We start from the raw sequence: 18,894 nt of genomic DNA on the forward strand, positions 1-18,894 counted from the left end.
TTGTTTTTTTTAAGGTATTTAAGTTTTTGCTGATGGATTCAGTAAAGTGACGGTTTACTGTTTTTCAGTAAATGACCTCAATTATTTAAATTAAAAAGGGCAGTAAAAAACTGCCCTTTATTCCTGATTTTTACTTGGTTTCACCTTGTTTTACAGGGCTTTGAGCATTGTCCTTTTTATTATTCAGTGAATAGATAAGCGGGGTATTGCTGCCAGCCGGTGATACTCTTACGTATCCCTGCATTTCCTGGTGTAGGGCAGAACAGAAGTCGGTACAGTACATCGGATACATTCCCGGTTTTAGGGGAACCCATTTCAGGGTACAGGTTTCACCCGGCATGATGAGGAGTTCTGCATTTTGTGCGCCTTTGACTGCGAATCCGTGCGGCACGTCCCAATCCTGTTCCAGATTCGTCACGTGGAAGTAAACTTCGTCACCTACTTTTACGCCCTCGATATTATCCGGTGCAAAGTGAGAGCGGATAGAAGTCATATAAACATGAACTTTATTTCCTTCTCTGACGACTTTGCTTTCGGCTTCACCTTTGGTCGCATACGGGTGTTTGTTGTCTTCCAGTTTATAGAATTTTATCTGGTTTTTCGTAAACAAAGCTGCCGGACCGGCCTGTGCATAATGCGGCTCACCAATGGTTGGGAAGTCCAGGAGCAGTTTCATTTTGTCTCCACTGATGTCAAACAGCTGGGCAGACTGCGTTAATTCCGGACCCGTTGGTAAATACCGGTCTTTCGTAATTTTGTTATAAGCAACCAGATATTTTCCGTAAGGATTTTTAGTATCTCCACCTGGAATCATTAAGTGACCTACAGAGTAGAACGTTGGAGTTCTGTCTAAAACCTTACAGGTTGCGATATCCCATTTCACGACTTCAGAAGAAACGAACATCGAGGTATAGGCATTTCCCTTTCCGTCAAATTCGGTGTGGAGTGGCCCTAAACCCGGTTTCTGAACTTCACCGTGTAAAACGGCATCATATTTAACGATTGGAATACCGTCAAATTCGCCTGAGAAATTTTTGTCTGCAATTGCTTTCATTAATTTATCAAAACTGAATACAGGGATCAAAGCAGCCAGTTTTCCAGATCCGATAATGTACTCCCCCGTTGGATCAATATCGCAACCGTGCGGAGATTTTGGACAGGGAATTAAATAGCAGATGTCTTTTAATTCTTTAGCAGAAAGAACAGAAACTTCTTTTAAGATTTCAGATTTCGCCATTTGGGTAGATTCGTCAAAGGTGTTGTGCGCGTATTCTACCGCCATTTTTTTGGCTTTTCCTGCTTTCAGATATTCTTCAGCTTTTTTCCAGTTGACGGCCATGATGAAATCTTTCTCGTTTTGAGAAGCATTTACTTCCAGAAGCGTGTTGGCCTGTTCGGAGTTATAACAGGAGAAGAAGAACCAGCCGTGGGATTTCCCTTTACCGGCGTGCGACAGGTCAAAGTTGAATCCCGGAGCTTCAATTTGGAACGTGATGTCCATTTTTCCATCTTCTTTTCCAATTCCAATGAAAGAAAGGTAACCTTTAAAATTTTCTTTGAAAGACTCAATTGGCACGTCGCCCTGTCCGTCAACAGGTACGGCGAAACGGGTTCCGGCAACGACATATTCGGTGTTTTCCGTTAAGAAAGGAGAGGAGTGGTTCCCTGCAGAGTTAGGGATTTCAATAATCTCTGTTGTTTTAAAAGTGGTCAGGTCAATCTTAGCAACACGCGGAGTGTTATTGGCGTTGGCAAATAAATACCTGCCGTCAATTTCTCCGTTGGTCTGTGACAGGGCAAGGTGGTGCTGGTCATCCCAAGGCACGAACCCGTGGGAAGTTTCGAGCATCGGTTTTGTTTCTTCGCTGAATCCATAACCATTTTCCGGATGTACAGAGAATACGGGAACGATTTTCAAAGTTCTGCCACTTGGCAGCCCGACAACGCTGATTTGCCCATTAAAACCACCGCTGACGAAGTTGTAAACCTCATCATGTTTTCCCGGAGCAACATACACTTTCTCCGCAGCATCGCCTGATACAGCAGTCTGCGTACCCTTAGGTTTACATGCGACAATACTCACCGCAGCAAAAGCTGCGAGTCCAATTTTCTTGTAAGTTTTCATATATTATTGATTAATTCTTTCGGAATAGAAAGGAAAAGAAGATGAATGGTAAATAAGAATCTGTTTACCATTCATCATCAGGAGGTATTATTTGGCGCCGTCGATCTGTCTCATGTATTCGAGAACTTCTCTGGCGTCGGTATCTGTAAGGGCTTGATTTGGCATTCTCACCAAACAGAGTTCCAGTTGTTTCTGTAATTCAGGATCTACGTCGATCATCGGGTCAGGATTAGAGATAAAGTTCATAATCCACTCCGGAGTCTGTCTTTTTGTAACGCCCAGCCAGCCCGGACCCACTAATTTTTCGTCGGTTGGTTTGTGGCAGGAAGTACATTTTACTTCAGCTATTTTTTTACCTGCAGCAGCCATTGCCGGATCAAACTTACTTACATCAACGTTTTCATGTTTACCCAGACCTCTGTTTGGGTCGTACTTCGCAGCACTAGCCTCCATTTCAGCGCTAGTTTCATTTGCAGTTGTAGCAGCGTCAGATGATGCTGTAGGAACTGAATCGGTTTTTTTGTCTCCTCCGCAAGAGAATAAGGCGAAGGTAAGCGTTGCCAGGGCAATTGTTTTTACTAATTTCATTGTTTTGATTTTTTTGTATGTTCAAAAGTACTACCGTTTGCTTGATTCTCGTTATGACTGTAATCATATATACCGTATGATAATTATCGTCAAATTTGTGATACAAAATTTTAACTGATATTTAAAATAAGAAAAGAATGAAAAAGTATCTCGTAATCTGCGGCGTTTTAGCACTGATAGCATGTAACAAGAAAGAAAGCAATCCCAATATGGACAGCAATGTAATGAAGGAGGAACCTGTAGTGAAAGTTGTAGATTCTGCGGCAGCAGGTAAAAATGAAGGGCTGGCTCTGATCGAAGGAGCAGATTGTTTAACCTGTCATAAAGTTGATGCCAGACTTGTTGGGCCCTCTTACCAGGAAGTAGCAGATAAATATACAGAAGGCGATCTTGATATGCTTGCCAACAAGATTATTGAAGGCGGAAAAGGCAACTGGGGAGAAATCCCGATGACACCACATACGGGCATGAGTAAAGAAAATGCTAAGAAAATGGTGGAATATATCATGACGCTTAAAAAATAACAGACCACTTCATTAAAAATTAAAGACATCTTACCGGGTAAGGTGTCTTTTTTGTTTCTGAGTCAGAAGCAAATCTAATGAATGAAGCGCTGTGACATTTTGCATGGAAATAGAGTTTGAACTTAAATCTGTTTTTGAAAAAAAACGTTTTACGAAAAGTCGTGTTATTTGTGGAAAAATCAGGGGTATTTGTGTTTTGCTGAAAACGCAATATGCATATCCGTAATGAGGATTAAGAACCTGTTTAAAAATGATTAAAATAGTTAAACCGCAAAATGAGCAAAAAAAATCTAAAAAGAAAACACTCCATAGAGCAAAAAACACAACTTTTTAGGACAGTTTCCTTATTTGCTCTTTGAAAAGCTTAAAAGAATATCCCTTTTGTGCCTTTTGTGGTTTTTACACAAATTTAAACAGGCTCTAAAAATATATTTCTTCTCAACGACTATCTGTGCACTCCTGAGGTGGATGGAGCAATATAAATATTCCGTTTCATTTCTGGGACGGCACCCAATCTGTCAATTTGTCATAAATTTTCCCTTGGTATAAAATTGGAGAAGTACAGATTGTAAAAATTAACATTAATAACAACTAAAAATATAAATAAAATGAGCAAAATAATTGGAATCGACTTAGGAACAACCAATTCTTGTGTCGCTGTAATGGAAGGTAAAGATCCGGTAGTAATTCCTAATGCAGAAGGCAAAAGAACAACTCCTTCCATCGTTGCATTTACAGAAGACGGTGAAAGAAAAGTAGGTGATCCTGCAAAAAGACAGGCGGTAACCAATCCGACCAAGACCGTATATTCTATTAAAAGATTTATCGGAACCCACTTTAAAGATGATGCATCTGAAGTTTCCAGAGTACCTTATACAGTAGTACCTGGTCCTAACGATACCGCAAAAGTAAAGATCGACGACAGAGAATATACCCCTCAGGAAATCTCTGCAATGATTCTTCAGAAAATGAAGAAAACTGCCGAAGATTATTTGGGACAGGAAGTAACAAGAGCCGTAATTACCGTTCCTGCTTATTTTAATGACGCACAGAGACAGGCTACCAAAGAAGCGGGTGAAATCGCCGGTTTAAAAGTAGAAAGAATTATCAATGAGCCTACCGCAGCAGCATTGGCTTATGGTTTAGATAAAAATCACAAAGACCAGAAAATCGCAGTTTACGATTTGGGTGGAGGAACTTTTGACGTTTCTATCCTTGATTTGGGCGACGGTGTTTTCGAAGTATTATCCACCAATGGTGACACTCACCTTGGAGGTGATGATTTTGATGATGTGATCATCAACTGGTTAGCAGACGAATTCAAAACCGAAGAAGGGGTAGATTTGAAAGCTGATCCAATCGCGCTTCAAAGATTAAAAGAAGCCGCAGAGAAAGCAAAAATCGAATTGTCTTCTTCTTCACAAACTGAAATTAACCTTCCTTATATTACCGCAACTGCAACAGGTCCGAAACACTTGGTTAAAACTTTGACCAAATCAAAATTCGAACAGTTGGCGGCTGACTTGGTAAGACGTTCTATGGAGCCTTGTAAAAAAGCCCTTTCAGATGCTGGTCTTTCTGTTTCAGATATTGATGAGGTAATTTTAGTGGGTGGTTCTACAAGAATCCCGATCATTCAGGAACAGGTAGAGAAATTCTTCGGAAAAACCCCTTCAAAAGGAGTGAATCCTGATGAGGTTGTTGCTTTAGGAGCAGCGATTCAGGGTGGAGTTTTAACTGGTGATGTGAAAGACGTACTTTTATTAGACGTTACGCCACTTTCATTAGGTATTGAAACCATGGGTTCTGTATTTACAAAACTGATTGACGCAAATACCACAATCCCGACTAAAAAATCAGAGGTTTTCTCAACAGCAAGTGACAACCAGCCTGCAGTTTCTATCAGAGTAGGACAGGGAGAAAGACCAATGTTTAATGACAATAAAGAAATCGGACGTTTTGATTTATCAGACATTCCACCGGCTCAGAGAGGAGTTCCTCAGATCGAAGTAACTTTCGATATCGATGCCAACGGAATCCTGAGTGTTTCTGCCAAAGATAAAGGAACCGGAAAAGAACAGTCAATTAAAATTCAGGCAAGTTCAGGACTTTCAGATGATGAAATCCAAAGAATGAAGCGTGAAGCTGAAGAAAATGCTTCTGCGGATGCGAAGAAAAAAGAAGAAGTTGAAGTATTCAATAAAGCAGACGGATTGATCTTCCAGACTGAAAAACAACTGAAAGAATTTGGCGACAAATTATCTGCTGATAAAAAAGCGGCAGTTGAAGCTGCGCATACAGAATTGAAAGCCGCTTTCGAAGCGAAAGACATGGAGAGTGTAAAAGCGAAAACTGAAGCTTTGGATGCTGCTTGGATGGCAGCTTCTGAAGAAATGTACGCTGCAGGCAACCAGGGACAGCCAGGTGCTGACCAGGCACAGGGAAATCCTGCTGGAAATGCAGGAGGCGAAGATGTTCAGGATGCTGACTTCGAAGAAGTGAAATAATCCCCACAAAAAAAGTCTCTCTCCTCTGGAGAAGGATTTAGGGTGAGGAAAAATAATTGGAATTCCCCAGGTGAAAACTTGGGGAATTTTTTATATCTTTATAAAAATGAATTGGCATGTTCCTCAGTTATCGTGGCAATCGTCCGGCATTTTGAACTGCTTTTCAGTCATCGCAGGTTAATTTCTCCATTACCGATCCACAACAACTCCATAGCAACTCCATAACGAATCCATAACCAGTCCATTAATATTATAGTTAAGCGGTTGACTTGCAGTATATTTCTTTACCTCTTGGGTGCCGCCTGGCTAAAAGCTTCCTTAGCACTGCTATACTTAGGCGCTGTGAGAAGATCACCTCTTCCGCCTTTCACCCTCCAACTGACGATAATGTCATAATGCATAGATGCTTCATAGATGCTTCATGGATGCTTCATGGATACTTCATGGATAGTTCATGAGGAGTTCATGACAATACTTTCGCAAAAAAGAACAAAAAGACCCGGTTCGATCACCTAAAAAGTTTCCCCGATAACGGCACTGAACTTTAGAGCCCTGTTTACATTTGCTTACAAAAAACATTTTCTTTTTCCCCAACCCTAAAAGGTGGAAAAGTTCTCTGAAAATTTCATCAAATTATTCCCTTTTTTATGCTGAGCAAAGCCTAAGTAAGGGTTGGGGAAATTAATTTTGATGAAATTTAAACAGACTTTTAAACAGACTTTTAAACAGTATTTTTAAAACAAATTCCCGGATGAAAAAAGGGAGAGCGAACTGCTCTGTTTGCTGCTCCGGTTTCTGCCGAAAACGACTCCATATGGCGATCTCCTATTTAATGCTTTCTCATGCTTTCTCGTGAATTTGTCTTACTCCAATAAGCTTTAGCGTCTTGGATCATCTTAAAAGTATAAAGAAATCTTTGTTTGTCGTTGCATTACTGCAGACAAAAATTGGACTTTTATTTTGTCTGCAAAGACAAGACATGCAGTATGTTAACGTCTACTTAAAATATCATAAAGTTTTGCTTCGACGGTAAAATTTATGGTTTTCAGACATTTCTTTAAAAAGATTTTACAGTAATTTTGTACGATGGAGCGCAGCGCTTAATTTCCGCCATTGAAGCTAAATTAAAGCGTAACTCACATTATTTATTAACCGACTAAATTGATAAAGATGAGTTCAAAAGTAAATTCCTTATTGGCAAGAAATACGGAAAATGCTGCAAAAGCAATCGGTTCCTACTCGCAAACGGTAGCCTTCTCCCATTACAATAACCTGTCGGCCCAATTGCCGGTGGATCCGAAATCAGGTGCATTGGTATCCGGCGGTATCAGGGAGCAGGCAGAACAGTGCTTCAAAAACATCAAGGCCGTTGTAGACAGTATCGGCCATGTGATGAGCGATGTTATAAGAATCACTGTATTCGTAACCGCCATCAAAGATGCTGATGCTGTAGACGAAGTTTATAAAACATTCTTCCCAACCTATGTTCCGACAAGGACGACAGTGGCCGTGGCAGCCTTACCGATGAATGCGCTGGTCCAGATTGAAGCTCTTATTTCGAACGGCGAAGGTACCATTCCAGACGCACCACAATCCGGCGATCTTATAAAACTGACCAATAATACGCCCAATGCGCCCGTAAGTACTTTATCTGCGCAGGCGGTCGCTTTCTCTCACTACAATAACCTTTCAGCTCAGTTACCAGTCGATCCGAAATCGGGCAGATTGGTGGCTGGCGGTGTAAAAGAGCAGACGACCCAGTGCCTGAAAAATATCAAGGCGATTTTAGAAAGTATCGATGTCCCTTTTGACGATATTGTCAAAATTAATATCTTCCTTAAAAACCTCGCAGATATTGATGCCGTAAACGAAGTGTACTCCACATTTTTCCCAGACTCTGCGATTGCCAGAACTGTAGGGTATGTTCCTGCACGCACAACAGTTGCCGCTTCAGCCTTACCGATGGATGCCCTGATCCAGATTGAAGCAGTGGTGTCACACGGAGACGGTACACCTCCGCAAGCCGTAGAGCACAGGCATGGAATCGTTATTTGGGCAAATAACACTCAAAATGCACCTGAATGTTCTCTGTGTACACAAACCGTAGCTTTTTCTCATTACAATCATCTTTCAGCGCAACTGCCTTTGGATGCGAAAACGGGTGAACTGGTTGCCGGTGGTATAAGAGAACAGACGGAACAGTGCTTGAAAAACATCAAGGCCATTGTCGAAAGCATCAGCCACGTTATGGAAGATGTCGTTAAAGTCAATATCTTTGTTAAAAATATTGCAGATATGGATGCCGTAGACGAAGTTTACAAAAAATTCTTCCCTGGCGGTATTCCTGCAAGAAGAACAGTGGGTGTCTCCGCTTTACAGAAAGATGCTTTGATCCAGATTGATGCAGTTGTTGCCAACGCAGAAGGAACCCCTCCAAAAGCATAACTGGAATTTTCCGTCAAATACAGCACGGAGCGAAGTTATTTGTGAATGCCGGCCGCAGAGGCGAAATCATTCTCCTCGGTGATTGAACGGAACCGAAATCACCTGCACGAAAGGATCCGTAGGATCTCCACTGAATATGGTAATGGTAAAATAAACTTATTGAATTTTAAAAAAAATGGAAAATTCCATGTTAAAAGCAATTGCAGAAATTGCACAGGAATTGGATTGCGGAAATGACTGCTATTATCATCCCACAAGTCATGAAATAATTTCAATTCCGAACTTTTCAAACTTTTTTGATGAAGAGGAATTTCAGGAATGCTTTAAAGATGAGCTACAGGCGGTTGAGAAAAACAGGCCGGATTTCATTAAAATAGAAGTTGTAGAAAGCAAGGAATCCTTTAAAATAATGAAACTATTCGTTGACCAGCTAAATGACACCCGTTATCAAGCAGAACTGGAAAGTATTTTAGAAAACAAAAAGCCCTTTCAGAATTTTAAGAATTCAATCGACAACTCTGATTTTAGAGAAGAATGGTTTGCTTTTAAAAAATTGCAACTGGAAAAAATAGTGGCAATGCAATTAAACGAAGCAAAAGGCATTGTGAAATAGATGAACGGGCCTTGAAGTGTACCTTGAGTTCGGGGTTTTCACCTAAAGACCACTCACTATCTAAGATTTCACGGTGCAAAGGTTTTTTAACAAAAAGTCCATGGCCACCGCAGATTTTCATCGTGCCCGTGACGGGATTCAGCCGTTTCCTGAGTGTCCTGTACTGTTCTGTTTCTATTGAAATCCAGGCCGCGCAATTGCCGTGGTTCCTCCCACTACTGTACGATTGCACCTTCAACGTTTTTAAATTGTTAATCTGATGGCTGTTTGATAATAGTATCCATGCGCAAGGTTGCTCACGGTTTACCGCACGACTCCATCGTGGGATCAAATCCGAACCTGGTAAGGGAACTCAGTTATAGATTGTTTCGCTTGACGCGCACTTTTTATCACAAAACAGTATTTTAAAAAAAATCCCGGCTGAAAAGCGAATAACGGACTGTTCTATTTCCTACACCAATTTCTTTCCGCCGGAAACGGCCGGATTTGCCGAAAACGACCAAATCTGCCGATCTCTTTTTTAATGCTTTCTCATGCTTTATCGTGGGGGATTCCTGGGGGATGCCAAGGGGATGACTTTGGGAGGCACTTCGGGTATGCTCAGTGTGACCCGTCCTAAAATAAGGATACAGATTACTCAATAAATTCTGATATAACTATACCCTTATAAATGATCATCCTGAATGAACTATACCGTTGTATTTCTATAGTTAAAGTTGTTATTATAGTTTTCCCATCTCCTGTTTAATTTTCCAGATTTTAGATGTGCCTGCATTGGGGTTGCATCATCACGACTGGCATTGGGTCGCAACTCGTTATAGAACTTAGTACTCTGACTTATTTATTGAAATCCAAGTTTTGAGACAAAAAAAAGAGCCCACGCCGTTGTATATACTCTTCAGTATTTAGTGAGTGTTCATGACCTCACCCTACGGGTTTACAAGCACCCTCGTTATTTGTTCAGCTATCCAATGATCCATTCGATCCCAGCTTTTTCGGTTTTGTATTTTATTTTGGTCTGCAATTCATAATAACTCCAGTTGCGCAGCACCAATTCCTGTTCTTTTGCGATGCCAATTTTGTCTTCCTGATTTTTAAGAATAAGGGTGCCCGCTTGGTGCTGGATGCAGTAATCGATCAATTTTCTGCTATACAAATGAAGCCGGTGACTCGCATATCGGCTTTCCAGGTTATCTGTTGTATACAGCGCCTTTTGTTTCCGTTTCGCGCCATTTCCCCGCTCTCCGAAGTCTCCGACTTCGGAGCAGATCAAACAAAGCCGAGCCATCTTTTTGGCACCGGTTATCTTGATCCAAAAGATCTGATTCCTGCCCACAACGGTGTAAACTAAGAAAGACACCCCAGATTCCTACCGATGGAAGTAGATTCCTGCCTTTGTTGCATAAAAAAGAAAACCGCTCAGTTGTATATACTATTCAGTATTTAGTGAGTGTTCAAGACCTCACCCTGCGGGTGTACAGGCACCCTCGTTATTTTTTTCCGCTATCCGATGATCAGTTCGATACCTGCCTTTGTTGCATAAAAATGTGAGGAGCTCTGTTGTATATACTCTTGAGTATTTAGTGAGTGTTCATGACCTCACCCTGCGGATGTACAAGCACCCTCGTTATTTTTTTTTCAGCTATCCAATGATCAATTCGATACCTGCCTTTTCTGCTTTGTATTTTATTTTGGTCTGCAATTCATAATAACTCCAGTTGCGAAGCACAAATTCCTGTTCTTTTGCAATTCCTATCTTGTCTTCCTGATCTTTCAGAATAAGGGTGCCCGCTTGCTGTTGAACGCAGAAATCGATCAACTTCCTGCTGTAGAGATGAAGCCGATGACTTACATACCGACTTTCCCTATTTTCTGTTTTGTGCAGCGCCTTTTGTTTCCGTTTGGCACCATTTCCCGAATGGCAGAAAGCAATACCGCTTTGAATTCTTTTCTGACTGGCTTGAATCGCCAACCTGCGGTATAAAAACTCCTCTTTTGAGCCAATATTCATCCGCACCTTATTGGCTTGTACCACGATCGGATGTTCCAAAGACAGGGAAGCTTCAGCAATAATTTCGGGTTTTAAAAGATGCTCCTCTTTTTCAAATTCAAATACGGCGAGCCAAAAGATTTTCCCTGCCTTCAACTGAATCTGTGAGGTACGAAGCGCGATGTCTTTTCTTAAGAGGCGTTCCAGGATCTCCCGCTTATCAGAAAAGTCTCTTCCTAAATACGTTTTTACCGGAATCGCAAGCATATTGAAGCAAAACGCTTTTTTATCCGGATCATACCTCATTTTGGTGGTGTATTTTACCGGAACAGGAATGGGAATGTCCTTTTTAAAGTTTCTCAATGATTTTAAGCCTTTCCAGTAATCCACTTTGTCTTTAGAAAAGTTAGACTGTATCGTATTGTTCAGGCTTCCCAGAATATCGACGGGAATCTCCCCTTTGAAGCGGTCGAAAACCATGCGTGCGGTGGTGTGCGTTTTCGAACGGGTAAATATTCCCATTTCATCTTTTTTTTCATCAGCCAGCTTGTATTGGATTTCTTCTGTGAGGTAAAAGAAATCTTTGATCATTTCCTGCACATAGAGATGGGAAACAATTAAATTAGCCGCCCGGAAACAGCGGTTCTGATAGCGGTAGAGTTTTTCCCACATCTCTCTTTTTTCATCTGCAGGAACGTCGATCAGCAGCTGAATTTTTCGGGTCAATGTCATTGTGGATTTTTCCATGTCAAAGTTTTATTTCAGAAGTTTTTTGATTTTGTAGATATTGATAGGCATACAGAAATTCCCGATGGACTTCATTTTCAGGTAATTTAAGTTCTTTGGCAATCACCGCAAAAGAAGATTTCTGTTCAAACCTTCTTTTCATGATCTCCAATTGTTGACTGCTTAGTTTATCTAGTTGCTTTTCATTATCGAAAGCTTTACTCTGTGACTGTTCAAAAGAACTTCTATTCAAAATTTTCCGAAGATCATCGATGGCTCTGCTCACCTCATTGCTGATGCCTGTCACGCTGCTTCCCATTGCTTCTGCGATGGGCTTGTACTGAAAGCCATATTCAAGGCAAAGTTCAATCAGGTGTTTCCTTTTGGGGTTCAGTACGTTTAAAACCTTTTGTACTTCATCAAAATTTCTTTGATCAGCTTCCTGACTGAGAAGATGCTCTTTATCCTGCTGGGGATCGTAACCTGCGAGGTAATCTTGGTAATTCTCATACCGTTCAAGGGAATTGATTAAACGGGAAAATTTATTCCTGGGCGCGTTAAAATAAGTTATACAGTCCCTCTTCAAAACAAACCGTAAAAAGCCAATGATATGATTCGGAGTTTCAATAGAGTCGCGGTGTAACCACAATTTAAGGAAGGTATCCTGAACAAGCGTTTCCACGACAAAATCATCATCAAGCATTTGTTTTCCGATCCAGAAAAGCAATCTTTTGTAGCGTAAATGAATATGTTCCAGCGAGGCAGGATCGCCTTTTTTCAGCAGTTCGTACAACTGAAGATCGGTTAATTTCCGGGGCAATGAGTCTGTTGTTTTCATAAGCAGCGTTTTTTAGCAAAATTATTGCTGGAAGGAACTGCTTAAATCAATAAATGAATTCTACTTTTAATGTGTAGCCTTATTTTTACTTTGACACAAAAGAAAAGCGTGGAACTCAACTTACAGCATTAGAGGCACTGGTATACCCGTGTACGATAAGTGAGCCCACGCCGTAGTCGTGGGCACATTTACTTATCTTCTCGTACACATAAAAATTACCAGTTTTCTAATGCGAGATTCTAAGCAATAGCTTCTATATTTTTTTGAACTATCGCAAAATTACCTTTAAAAGTAATTTGTTCCAAATATAATAAAAATAATTTAATTACGGTCGAACGACCGTAATATTTTAACAACTATATCTTTCTTTTGTTGTATGATTGAGATCAACGAGAAAATATGTTCATACATAACTAAAAATTGGTTAATTCCTTGGCTTAAAGAAAATAAGTCACAGAACTCGTTTGCTAAAAATCATGATATTGAAGAAAGTACTGTAAGAAAAATTAAGAGCGACAATACTTATAGAATTCCTGTTGAAACACTTTACAGAATTTGCAAAGCAAGAAAACTCACTCTTGAACAATTTTTTAAACTTATAAATGAATAAAATACCGACGAGAGTTGGTATTTTTTGTTTTGTAAAAATGATTAGAATCTCAAAAAACTATCATTAAAACTTTTCATAAATTAATTTTATTTTAATCTGCAGCTAATTTTGGCTTGTAAAATAAAAAAAGTTTAAAAAAACATTGATTATAAGGTTTCCCGTTTTTTCCTTTATCTTCCTTTAGTTATATTTAACGATTAATTAATGCAACAGTAATCTCCCAGTTGAGATTAAATGAATATGGCTAAAAAATTACAATCAAAAAGTACCGAAGAAATCCTCTGGGATTCTGCCAATAAATTAAGAGGTTCCGTAGAGTTGTAAGAATACAAACACTTTGTTCTTGGGCTAATTTGCAAGTGACAAATTTGAATTTCGAAAAAAGAACATGTTGCATTTGGCAAAGAGAAATATGTAAGAATGAAGGATTTCTATGCAATGAAAAATGTATTTTTCCTTGATGAAATTTCGAGATGGCGTTTTATAATTAGAAATGCTAAGCAAAACGACATTTCTTTGAAAATTGATACTGCTATAAATACAATTGAAAAAAATAATCCTGCGTTAAAATTGCATTGCGGGATAACTATTTCTCTAGATTAGCTTTAGATTAATAAACAACTAACAACTAAAATATAGCCTCAAGCCATTTTGTCCTGTATTGATGAAAGGGGTTGTGTAGGAAAAGGAATACAAACAAACGAAAATAGAAAATTATGAGTACTCAATCGGTAGAAATTACAAGCTCCGGGATAAAAAAAATACTTCAAAAATATACAGCAGAGAGAGCAATATCAGAATACATTTGGAATGGGTTTGATGCGAAAGCAACGGTAATAAAAGTAGATTTTGAGATCGGAACTGCAGAATTTGATACTTACAGCTCTATCCGTATAAGTGATAATGGAGAAGGAATAATTTATGAAGATTTATCAGAAAGATTTAGAAAATTTCACGAATCAAATAAAGCTGGATTAAGTAGTGATAGTTCTGATTTAACTAGAGGTAAAAACGGATATGGACGCTTTACCTTTCATAAGTTTGCAAGATTTGCCAAATGGTGTACAAAATATTCCAGAAATGAACATGCACTATATTCTTATGATATATTAATCAATAGCGATAATTTAAAAGAATATGATCCAAGTACTCCTATTGTAGCTCAGGGTACAAGAGGAACGGTTGTGCAATTCACTGACATCAACTCTGAAATTTCTAGTGCTTTCATTACTGAAATATTAACACCATACTTACGAGCAGAATTTGCGTGGTACTTGGAACTTAAAGAAGAAAATAAGATTTTTATAAACGGAAGAGAACTAGACTATTCTTCAATAATTGCTGAAAACGATAGTTTTCCACTTACTGTAAATTTAAAGAAAAGAAATATTCGATTTGAATGCAGATACATTCGTTGGACAAAAAAATTAAATGATGAATATTCTAGATTTTATTTTTTAAACGAAAATCTTGAGTTAAAAAAAACAAAAACTACTTCATTAAACAAGAAAGGGGATGATTTCTGGCATAGTCTGTTGATTGTGAGTGACTTCTTTAACGATGAAAATATTGATGAAGAAGAAGTGAATGAAAGCACTCCACAACTTTTTACTCAAAGCGAAGAAAATAAAATTTTAAAAGAATTAATCAAGGATTTAGATAATTACTTAAAAACAAGAAGACGACCTTTTCTTAAAAAACAAGCTGAGAAACTTATTGACAAATATGAAGAGGAAAAGGTTTTCCCCGATTTTGGCAATAATGAATGGGACATTGCCCGTAAGGAGGGTCTTGAGAATTTAGTTAGAGAGATTTACGAAGTCGAACCTGCTATTTTTATGAAACTAAATAAAGAGCAAAAAAGAATATTTCTTGAATTGCTTAATCTCGTGATGGACAGTTCTGAAAGCGAAAATTTATTAAAAATTATAGGTGCGGTTGTTGACCTTGACACGAATGATCGTGAGGAATTTGCTAAACTTTTAGAGGATACAAAATTAAAATATGTCATTACTACAATTAATATAATTAAAAACAGACTTCTTATTCTCGAAAATCTTAAACAGCTTGTATTTAATGATGAGTTAAAAGCAAATGAAAGAGACCATCTACAAAAATATATTGAAAAACACTACTGGATTTTTGGTGAAGAATATAAAATGGTATGTGCAGAAGAAGTAAAATTTGAGGAAGCACTAAAAAGATATATTTATCTATTAAGAGGGGTTTCAGAAAAACAATTTATTAGTCATCCTCATAAGTACAAAGAAATGGATTTGTTTTTAGCAGGAACAGATTTTAGAGATGGAAAACCGCATAATGTTATTGTTGAAATAAAAAATCCTACAACAATAAAAAAACTTGGAGACAAGGAAGTAGGACAAATTAAAAGATATATTGATGTTATTTTGGAACAGGACGAATTTAACGACCATAACGAGTTTTGGTCTTTTTATTTAATTGGGCAAGACTATGATAGTATTGTGCAAAGGGACATCAGAAATATCGAAACAGGACTAATTAGAGAATCAAACAATCATTGTGTTTATGTCAAAAAATGGAGTGAAATAATTAATGAAGTGGAACGAAGACTTAAGTATTTACTTGAAAAACTCAAAATTGAAAGAAAATATTTGGCAAAAGAAAATACTTTACAAAATATTCTTGAAGTTGAACGAACTGTATAATTAATATCAATTGTAATCTTCCCCAAAAATAGGATCATTTAAAAATATAGTTTTTAAATTTGAAAGACTATGAAAAACAGTAAATTTTCAGAAGTTCAGATCATCAAGATATTATCTGAACAAAATCAGGGAAAAACGGTAAATGAGATTTGCCGGGAGCATGGAATTAGCCAGCCAACCTTTTACAAGTGGAAGAGCAAATATGGTGGATTGGATGTTCAGCAACTTTCAAAAATGAAAGAGATGGAAAAGCAACTTTCGCAATATAAAAAGATCGTAGCTGAGCAAACTTTGGAGATTGTCGTCTTAAAAGATGTGATCGAAAAAAAGCTCTAACGCCTTGTGAGAAGCGTGAGTTGGTGGATTATTCGAAAGAAATCCATAACATGAGTTTGCGCAAGGCGTGCAAAGTGTTCAGTTTAAGAAGTTCAGTTTATTATTATCGTCAGGTATTTAAAAGTTCAGATGATGAAATCCGTGCAGAACTTATTTTACTTGCAGATTCTAATCAAACGTGGGGCTTTTGGATGATGCACAATCGGTTGAAAAACTTAGGCTTTGGATGGAATCACAAAAGGGTTTATCGGATTTATAAGTCGATGAGATTAAATTTGCGAAGTAAAAGGAAAAAGCGGCTTCCAGCACGGATAAAACAACCACTGGTTCGCCCCATCTATCCGAACGTTACTTGGAGCATGGATTTTATGCACGACAGTTTGGAAAATGGCAAAAGCGTGAGAACCCTTAATATCATTGACGATTTTAACAGAGAGATTTTAAACATCACTATTGACAGCAGCTTGCCCTCTGCAAAAGTAATCTCGCAATTGGAACAATTAATTGAATGGCGGGGAAAACCTGAAAAAATAAGAGTGGACAACGGACCGGAATTTATTGCAGAAAAAATGAAAGATTATTGCAACAAAGAGAATATCGAACTAGCCTTCATTCAACTAGGGAAACCTACACAAAACTCATTGATTGAGAGATTTAACAGAACATTCCGGACAGAGTTTTTAAGTGTTTACCTCTTTGAGAACATCAAACAAATGAGAAATTATGCAGAAATATGGATGTGGATGTACAATAATGAGAGACCGCATAGTGCGTTACAATACCTTACACCACGGGATTTTTTATTGAAATATGGAAAACTCAATCAAAATAGCGCAAATGAGTTTCCCACATTCCAACAAAATTTCAACAACGACAACAATAAAATATTATCAAAAAACTCTACTTTTGAGTGTGCCTAAACAAGGGAAGATTACACTACGATGATGTAAGAAAGAACCAAATAGAAAATCAGCATTTTTACGAAAAAAACATTTCGCTCTGAAAAACATATCGTAATATTGCAATAGAATAATACAGCAAAGAATTATGGGGCTTACAAAAACAGAACATTTTACCGACGAACAGAATGAAATGGCGGTACTGTTAAAGGCGATGGCGCACCCCGCCAGAATTGCGATTATCGATTACCTGCTTTCCACCGATACCTGCATCTGCAATGATATTGTGGACGTACTTCCATTGGCGCAGGCCACCGTATCGCAACATTTAAAGGAACTGAAAAATGCCGGAATCATTCAGGGAACCATCGAGGGAGCCTCAATAAAATATTGCATCAACAAAGAAACCATCCATCAATTCCAAACCTTTATCGACCATATTTTTCACAAAATCGAAAAACAGGAAAGCGGCTGCTGTTAAACTTTAACCTCATTAAAATCAACCAAATATGAAACTTTCAGAAATTAAAAACATCCTCACCAATCTTCAGGAACTTCACTTTGTTCTTGAAAACGGTGAGCAGGTCCCCCAATATTTTCACGTCACCGAAGTCGGCCAGATCAACAAAAAATTTATCGACTGTGGCGGGGTGATGCGCGACGAAAAAGCCATCAACTTCCAGCTGTGGTTTTCCACAGACAATGACCACCGGCTGGAAGCGGAAAAACTAAAAAAAATCATCGCTCTTTCCGAAGAAAAACTGGGTCTTGAAGATGCAGAAATTGAAGTGGAATACCAACAGGCTACCATCGGTAAATTTGGGCTGGATTTCAACGGAAGCGAATTTGTGCTTACTGCAAAAACCACCGCGTGCCTTGCAGAGGATGCCTGTGGAATTCCGCAGGGAAAACCGAAACTTAAAATGGCTGATCTTCAGGGCAGCACCTGCGCTCCGGGATCCGGCTGCTGCTAAAAAAGAAAACGGAATCATTCAATTCTTCTTTAATCAAAACACCATAACAGCATGTTCAAAAACGTAATGGAAAGCATTGAGGTCATTGCCATGATGACGATATCAGATAAAAGAATGGAAATCTTGAAGCCGCTGGCGGAATTCATCCAGAAAAAGGCAGACGCCGGTGAAAGAATCAACCTCAACTTTATCTGCACTCATAATTCGCGCAGAAGCCACCTTTCCCAGATTTGGGCGCAGGTGATGGCAGAACATTTCGGTATCAAAAATGTGTACTGTTACTCCGGCGGAACCGAAGCCACGGCAATGTTTCCTAAAGTGGCAGAAACACTGGAATGGCAGGGACTGCAGATTCAGAAACTTTCAGAAACAGAAAATCCGGTGTATGCTGTAAAATATGCGGAAAATGCGCATCCGGTCATCTGTTTTTCCAAGAAATATGATGATGCCTTCAATCCGGTTTCAGGCTTTGCCGCCATCATGACCTGTTCTAATGCTGATGCGGGCTGTCCTTTCATAGCGGGAGCTGAGAAGCGAATTCCCGTACAGTTTGAAGATCCCAAATCCAGCGACGGTACGCATGAAATGGACCGCACTTACTTCAACCGCAGTCTGGAAATCGCAGCGGAAATGCATTATGTGATGAGCCGGATTAAATGATCAGACCAGGTTCTAATGAACTGGAAAATCCGCACGCCGTATATGGCACTTCAGGATATCTCACATTCGAAAGTGCTGCTGATCTCATTGCCTGAAACCACCCCCATGCAGGAAGCTGCTTCGCTGCAGCAAGATTTGAAAAGAGCCGGCATCAGTCCCTATGCGTGGATGATCAACCAAAGTTTATCCATGGTTCCGGGAATCACCGATCCATTGCTGAAAAGCCGTGCCCACGCAGAGGAAGAAATCATCAGTAACATTAAGGAAAATCTAACTGAAAGAATTTTCGGCATTCCATATATGCCTGTCAAAGATTTACTTCCGGAATTATTGGAAAATGTAAAAACAAACTCCTCTCTTAAAAAATAAACA

16 protein-coding genes and 1 pseudogene are annotated in these 18,894 nt (G+C 38.9%); 12 read left to right on the forward strand and 5 right to left on the reverse strand.

What is annotated here, in order from left to right; translation table 11 throughout:
* Positions 1-130: 130 nt before the first annotated feature.
* Positions 131-2,125: a Sec-dependent nitrous-oxide reductase gene (gene nosZ, locus NBC122_RS06840; RefSeq protein WP_133439671.1), complete on the reverse strand. Its 1,995-nt coding sequence runs from the start codon at positions 2,123-2,125 to the stop codon at positions 131-133.
* A gap of 87 nt (positions 2,126-2,212) precedes the next feature.
* Positions 2,213-2,713, reverse strand: a complete 501-nt coding sequence (locus tag NBC122_RS06845) for a c-type cytochrome (RefSeq protein WP_133439672.1) — start codon at positions 2,711-2,713, stop codon at positions 2,213-2,215.
* A gap of 137 nt (positions 2,714-2,850) precedes the next feature.
* On the opposite strand from NBC122_RS06845, the gene NBC122_RS06850 reads away from it, so the two are divergent.
* The 4 genes from NBC122_RS06850 to NBC122_RS06865 all read left to right on the forward strand — a co-directional run bounded on the left by NBC122_RS06850 (position 2,851) and on the right by NBC122_RS06865 (position 8,802).
* Positions 2,851-3,237: a c-type cytochrome gene (locus NBC122_RS06850; RefSeq protein WP_133439673.1), complete on the forward strand. Its 387-nt coding sequence runs from the start codon at positions 2,851-2,853 to the stop codon at positions 3,235-3,237.
* A gap of 608 nt (positions 3,238-3,845) precedes the next feature.
* Entirely contained in the window at positions 3,846-5,744 is a 1,899-nt protein-coding gene (dnaK, locus tag NBC122_RS06855; protein ID WP_133439674.1) for a molecular chaperone DnaK, read from the forward strand.
* 1,170 nt (positions 5,745-6,914) lie between these two features.
* Positions 6,915-8,189 (forward strand): RidA family protein, encoded by a 1,275-nt coding sequence (locus NBC122_RS06860; protein ID WP_133439675.1) that lies wholly within the window; start codon positions 6,915-6,917, stop codon positions 8,187-8,189.
* Positions 8,190-8,364: 175 nt separating this feature from the next.
* Positions 8,365-8,802 (forward strand): UPF0158 family protein, encoded by a 438-nt coding sequence (locus NBC122_RS06865; RefSeq protein WP_133439676.1) that lies wholly within the window; start codon positions 8,365-8,367, stop codon positions 8,800-8,802.
* 964 nt (positions 8,803-9,766) lie between these two features.
* Here the strand turns inward: NBC122_RS06865 and NBC122_RS06870 are convergent.
* From NBC122_RS06870 to NBC122_RS06880, 3 genes and pseudogenes are all read right to left on the reverse strand, one after another.
* Positions 9,767-10,039 (reverse strand): annotated as a pseudogene (locus NBC122_RS06870) (hypothetical protein); the annotation flags it as partial.
* Positions 10,040-10,444: 405 nt separating this feature from the next.
* On the reverse strand, positions 10,445-11,539 hold the full coding sequence (locus tag NBC122_RS06875; RefSeq protein WP_133439677.1) for a transposase: 1,095 nt from the start codon (positions 11,537-11,539) through the stop codon (positions 10,445-10,447).
* Between the two features lies 1 nt (position 11,540).
* Positions 11,541-12,356, reverse strand: coding sequence for an RNA polymerase sigma factor (locus NBC122_RS06880; protein WP_133439678.1), 816 nt, complete (start codon positions 12,354-12,356; stop codon positions 11,541-11,543).
* Between the two features lie 376 nt (positions 12,357-12,732).
* On the opposite strand from NBC122_RS06880, the gene NBC122_RS06885 reads away from it, so the two are divergent.
* The 8 genes from NBC122_RS06885 to NBC122_RS06925 all read left to right on the forward strand — a co-directional run bounded on the left by NBC122_RS06885 (position 12,733) and on the right by NBC122_RS06925 (position 18,891).
* A complete protein-coding gene (locus tag NBC122_RS06885) occupies positions 12,733-12,966 on the forward strand; it encodes a helix-turn-helix domain-containing protein (protein ID WP_133439679.1) in 234 nt (77 codons plus the stop codon).
* A 716-nt stretch (positions 12,967-13,682) separates the two neighbouring features.
* Complete coding sequence (locus tag NBC122_RS06895; protein ID WP_133439680.1) at positions 13,683-15,653, forward strand: ATP-binding protein; 1,971 nt, start codon at positions 13,683-13,685, stop codon at positions 15,651-15,653.
* A gap of 69 nt (positions 15,654-15,722) precedes the next feature.
* On the forward strand, positions 15,723-15,989 hold the full coding sequence (locus NBC122_RS06900; RefSeq protein WP_133439681.1) for a transposase: 267 nt from the start codon (positions 15,723-15,725) through the stop codon (positions 15,987-15,989).
* A gap of 23 nt (positions 15,990-16,012) precedes the next feature.
* Positions 16,013-16,909, forward strand: coding sequence for an IS3 family transposase (locus tag NBC122_RS06905; RefSeq protein ID WP_246012368.1), 897 nt, complete (start codon positions 16,013-16,015; stop codon positions 16,907-16,909).
* A 127-nt stretch (positions 16,910-17,036) separates the two neighbouring features.
* On the forward strand, positions 17,037-17,369 hold the full coding sequence (locus NBC122_RS06910; RefSeq protein WP_133439683.1) for an ArsR/SmtB family transcription factor: 333 nt from the start codon (positions 17,037-17,039) through the stop codon (positions 17,367-17,369).
* A gap of 28 nt (positions 17,370-17,397) precedes the next feature.
* Positions 17,398-17,862 carry a DUF6428 family protein gene (locus NBC122_RS06915; protein WP_133439684.1) on the forward strand — a complete coding sequence of 155 codons (465 nt, stop codon included), beginning with the start codon at positions 17,398-17,400 and terminating at the stop codon, positions 17,860-17,862.
* 51 nt (positions 17,863-17,913) lie between these two features.
* Entirely contained in the window at positions 17,914-18,522 is a 609-nt protein-coding gene (locus tag NBC122_RS06920) for an arsenate-mycothiol transferase ArsC (RefSeq protein WP_133439685.1), read from the forward strand.
* A 15-nt stretch (positions 18,523-18,537) separates the two neighbouring features.
* Positions 18,538-18,891: a hypothetical protein gene (locus NBC122_RS06925; protein WP_133439686.1), complete on the forward strand. Its 354-nt coding sequence runs from the start codon at positions 18,538-18,540 to the stop codon at positions 18,889-18,891.
* Positions 18,892-18,894: the final 3 nt, after the last annotated feature.

This window comes from Chryseobacterium salivictor, assembly GCF_004359195.1.
GTDB classification, from domain to species: domain Bacteria; phylum Bacteroidota; class Bacteroidia; order Flavobacteriales; family Weeksellaceae; genus Kaistella; species Kaistella salivictor.